Below are 3,715 nucleotides of genomic sequence, written 5' to 3'. Positions count from 1 at the left end.
GCCAGCCGCTGGCTCGGCCCGGCCAGCGGGACGCGCGCGGGCAGCCCGACGCCCGAGAGCGCGGACCGCAGCTCGACCACGGTGCAGATCGTGAACTGGAGCCAGGCGAGCCAGACGATCCACACGAGCACCGCGAGGAGCTGCTCGACGCCGATCGTGCCGGTGAGCGCGTCCAGCGACGGCAGCGAGCGCGGGATCGCCGGGGCGGCGTCGAGCGCGAGCAGCCCGGCGGGCACCCCGACCACGAGCAGGAGCAGCAGCGCGGCGGACAGGACCGACGACGCGACGCGGCGCGGCCGCTGCTCGACGTCCTCCTGCAGGAACCTGCCCGGGCCGGTCTCGCGGTCCGAGCGCAGCTCGGTCTCGTTCACGGTGCTCCCCCGATCTCGGTGACGATCCCGACCGCCGCGCGAGCGGTCGCGCTGCCCTCGACGGTGAACGTGTCGACGCCCGCCAGCTGCAGCAGGACCGTGGGCACGACGTCCTCGACCTCGACGGTGACCTGGTCCTCGGCGGCGGACACCGTCATGCGCCCGGGTGCGTACCCGCGCACGGAGAGGAAGTCGACGGCCGCGTCGCGCGCGGCGCCGGGGTCGATCCGCGCCTCGCCCGTCGCGCGCAGGTGGGCGACGTCGAGCTGGTTGGCCGCGGCGCTCGCGGTCGAGATCCGGCAGTCGCGCGCCGACTGGGGTCGGCGGGTGGTGCAGGTACGCGTCGCGAACACCGGCACCGTCGACCTCACCGTCGAGCGGGCGACGCTGCGCTCGCCGACCGTCGAGGGGGACGCGTCCAGCGCCAAGGGACGCGAGATCCGGGCGGGCGTCGACCGCGACCTGTCGGTACCGCTCGGCGACCCCGTCTGCCCGGCGACGAGCACGGGGGCCGCCTCCGGCGACGCCGCGGCTGACACGGACGGGAGGGGCGCCCCCGACGGGATGGGCACCGCGGCCGGCGGAGTGCAGGTCGAGCTCGACGTCGTGGACGACGAGGGCCGCGCGGGGACGGTCGTCGTGACGCCGGAGGACCCGCAGGGGCACCTCGCGCGGATCCACGGGGAGGACTGCGCGACGCTCGCGGTGGCGGCGGGCGCGCGGCTGTGGCTCGACGACGACCTGCCCCGGCGCCCGGTCGACGGGCGTCTGGTCGGGAGCCTGACGCTGCACGTCGAGCCCGTCGCGGGCGGCCCGCGTGTCGAGGTGTGGCAGGTGGACCGGACCAACCTGGTGATCCCCGCGGACCTGACGAACGACTGGCCGGTCGCGGTGGACACCGCGGCGCTCGACGGCGGGACGACGCTCGTGCTGCCGGTCGTGCCGAGCCGGTGCGACCCGCACGCGGTCGCGGAGGACAAGCGCGGCACGTTCTTCGGGGTGCACGCGCGGGTCGACGGGGTCGAGCAGCCGGTGTTCTACGTGCCGTCGTCGGACGCGTTGCGCGGGTCGGTGTACGACCTCGTGGGTGCGGCGTGCGGGTGGTCGACGGGCTGACCTCGGGGTCACGCTCCCGGGTGACCCGTCGAGCGGGCGAGCGGCGCTGCCTTGACGGCCATTCGGGTGAACGACAGGATGACTCGGGTCATCGCGCTTACCTGGCTGTCAGTAACCAACGGTGGTGCTGGTCGGGCTCGTCGGCAGGTGACGTGGCAGCACCGCGGCCGACCGTCGCCGGGCATCGTCGCCCGTCCGGCGAGAGGCACGCACCCGCGGCGACCCGACGTCGGCGCGGGGAACGACGCCCGCCCGGTGACCGTCGCCGGAGCGGGGTGCACGACTCGCACGCCCTCCCCCTGCGGAGCGCCTCACGAGTGGGACGACCCGTCCCACTCCACGCGCCCGGCCACGCCACGACGCCCTCGGGGCATCGCGACGACGGTCGGGTGACACGTGTCATCGTCTCGCGCCGCACCTCCGGGCGCGGGCGGACACCTCTCGACCACCTCCCCCCGGAAGGTCATCAGATGCAGATCGGCAGACTGAGAGCGCTCGTCGGCGTCCTCGCCGCGGCGACCCTCGCGGTCCCCCTCACGCTCACCGGCACCACGGCCGCCCAGGCCGTCGGCCCGTCGGTGCTGCCCGTCACCGTCACCAACAGCACGGGGCGCGGCGACGCGGTCCACCTGTACGTGCTCGGCACCAACCTCGCGACGGGCCGGCTCGGGTACGTCAACGCGAGCGGCACCTTCACGCCGTGGCCCGCCGGGTCCAACCCGCCGTCGCCGGCCCCCGACGTCTCCATCGCGGGTCCCGCCAACGGCAGCACGCGGACCATCAACGTGCCCCGCGGGTTCTCCGGCCGCATCTACTTCTCGATGGGCGCCAAGCTGCCGTTCTTCCTCACGCCCGACGGGCTCGTCCAGCCTGCGCCGTGGGCGGGCGGCGACGCGAGCCGCGACGTGCTGTTCGACTGGAGCGAGCTCACCTACAACGACGCCGGCCTGTGGCTGAACAGCTCGCAGGTCGACATGTTCGCGATCCCGCACGCCGTGACGGTCACGGGCGCGAGCGGCGCGACGAAGCGGACGGGCGACGTCGTCGCGAACGGCCGCGACCAGGTCATCAACGTGCTCAAGTCGCAGCCGGGCTGGTCGGGTTCCGTCGTCACGCGGTCCGACGGCACGGTGCTGCGGGTGCTCGCGCCCGGCAAGGCGGCCGGGACCGGCCTGCTGAGCGCCACCTACCTGGACCCGTACATCACCTCGGCGTGGAACGCGTACACGTCCAAGACGCTGACCGTCGTGCCCTTCGGCGACCAGCCGAACCTCAAGTACTTCGGGCGGACCAGCGGGAACGTCATGCGGTTCACGAACGCGTCGGGCGCCGAGGTCGCGTCGTTCAGCAAGCCCAGCAGCGCCGATGTCTGGGGGTGCGACGGCAACCTGCACGCGCCGAACGACCAGGTCGTCGGGCCGATCGCCCGCACGCTCTGCGCGGCGCTCAACCGCGGGACGCTCGGCACGATCGACACGCAGCCGAGCACCAACGCGGCCGACTTCTACAAGAGCAACCCGACCAACCAGTACGCCAAGGCGATCCACGCGGCGATGGCCGACGGCAAGGCGTACGCGTTCGCGTTCGACGACGTCGGCGCGTTCGAGTCGCTCGTGCACGACGGCGACCCCCGCTCGGCCGGCCTGGTGCTCAGCCCGTTCACGGGCGGCGGCACGGGTGGCGGCGGTGGCGGCGGGACGACCGCCGGTGCGTTCGTCAACGCCAACGGCATGTGCCTCGACAACGACAACCGGAGCACGACCAACGGCAACAAGATCCAGATCTGGGGCTGCAACGGGACGGTCGCGCAGCAGTGGTCGTTCGTCGAGGCGGGCAGCACGCTGCGCGTGCAGGGCAAGTGCCTCGACATCGCGGGCGGCGCCACGGGCAACGGCACCAAGGTGCAGCTCTGGGACTGCAACAGCACGGGTGCGCAGGTGTGGATCCCGCAGTCGAACGGGTCGTACCGCAACCCGCAGTCCGGCCGGTGCCTCGACATCCCGAGCGGCTCGACGACCGCCGGCACGCAGGTGCAGATCTGGGACTGCAACGGCAGCGGCGCGCAGCGGTGGACGCTGCGCTGACGGTGCTCGCGCGCGCGGCGACGGGGAGGGCGTCGCGCTGAGCGCACCACGTCGGCGGTGACCGGTCTCGACCGGCACCCGCGACACCAGGAGGCCGTCCCGCGTCGCGCGGGGCGGCCTCCTGCGCGCCGGTGGGTCGACGCC

At 74.0% G+C, this 3,715-nt stretch carries 4 protein-coding genes; 2 read left to right on the top strand and 2 right to left on the bottom strand.

Annotated features, from left to right (window positions below):
* A partial coding sequence (locus tag HGA02_RS12960) for a hypothetical protein (protein ID WP_210728529.1) occupies positions 1-371 on the bottom strand: 371 nt, incomplete at its 3' end.
* Positions 368-730 (bottom strand): hypothetical protein, encoded by a 363-nt coding sequence (locus HGA02_RS12955; RefSeq protein WP_168679355.1) that lies wholly within the window; start codon positions 728-730, stop codon positions 368-370. The genes HGA02_RS12955 and HGA02_RS12960, both read right to left, overlap by 4 nt.
* On the opposite strand from HGA02_RS12955, the gene HGA02_RS12950 reads away from it, so the two are divergent.
* Together HGA02_RS12950 and HGA02_RS12945 are read left to right on the top strand one after the other, a co-directional pair.
* Positions 699-1,487, top strand: coding sequence for a hypothetical protein (locus tag HGA02_RS12950; protein WP_168679354.1), 789 nt, complete (start codon positions 699-701; stop codon positions 1,485-1,487). The two genes, HGA02_RS12955 and HGA02_RS12950, sit on opposite strands and share 32 nt — an antisense overlap.
* A 470-nt stretch (positions 1,488-1,957) precedes the next feature.
* Entirely contained in the window at positions 1,958-3,571 is a 1,614-nt protein-coding gene (locus HGA02_RS12945) for a beta-1,3-glucanase family protein (protein ID WP_168679353.1), read from the top strand.
* Positions 3,572-3,715: the final 144 nt, after the last annotated feature.

The sequence above is a fragment of the Cellulomonas septica genome, assembly GCF_012396155.1.
In the GTDB taxonomy this organism is placed as follows: domain Bacteria; phylum Actinomycetota; class Actinomycetes; order Actinomycetales; family Cellulomonadaceae; genus Cellulomonas; species Cellulomonas septica.
Note: the sequence above shows the minus strand (reverse complement) of the source record. Positions and strands in the feature narration are given on the sequence as shown.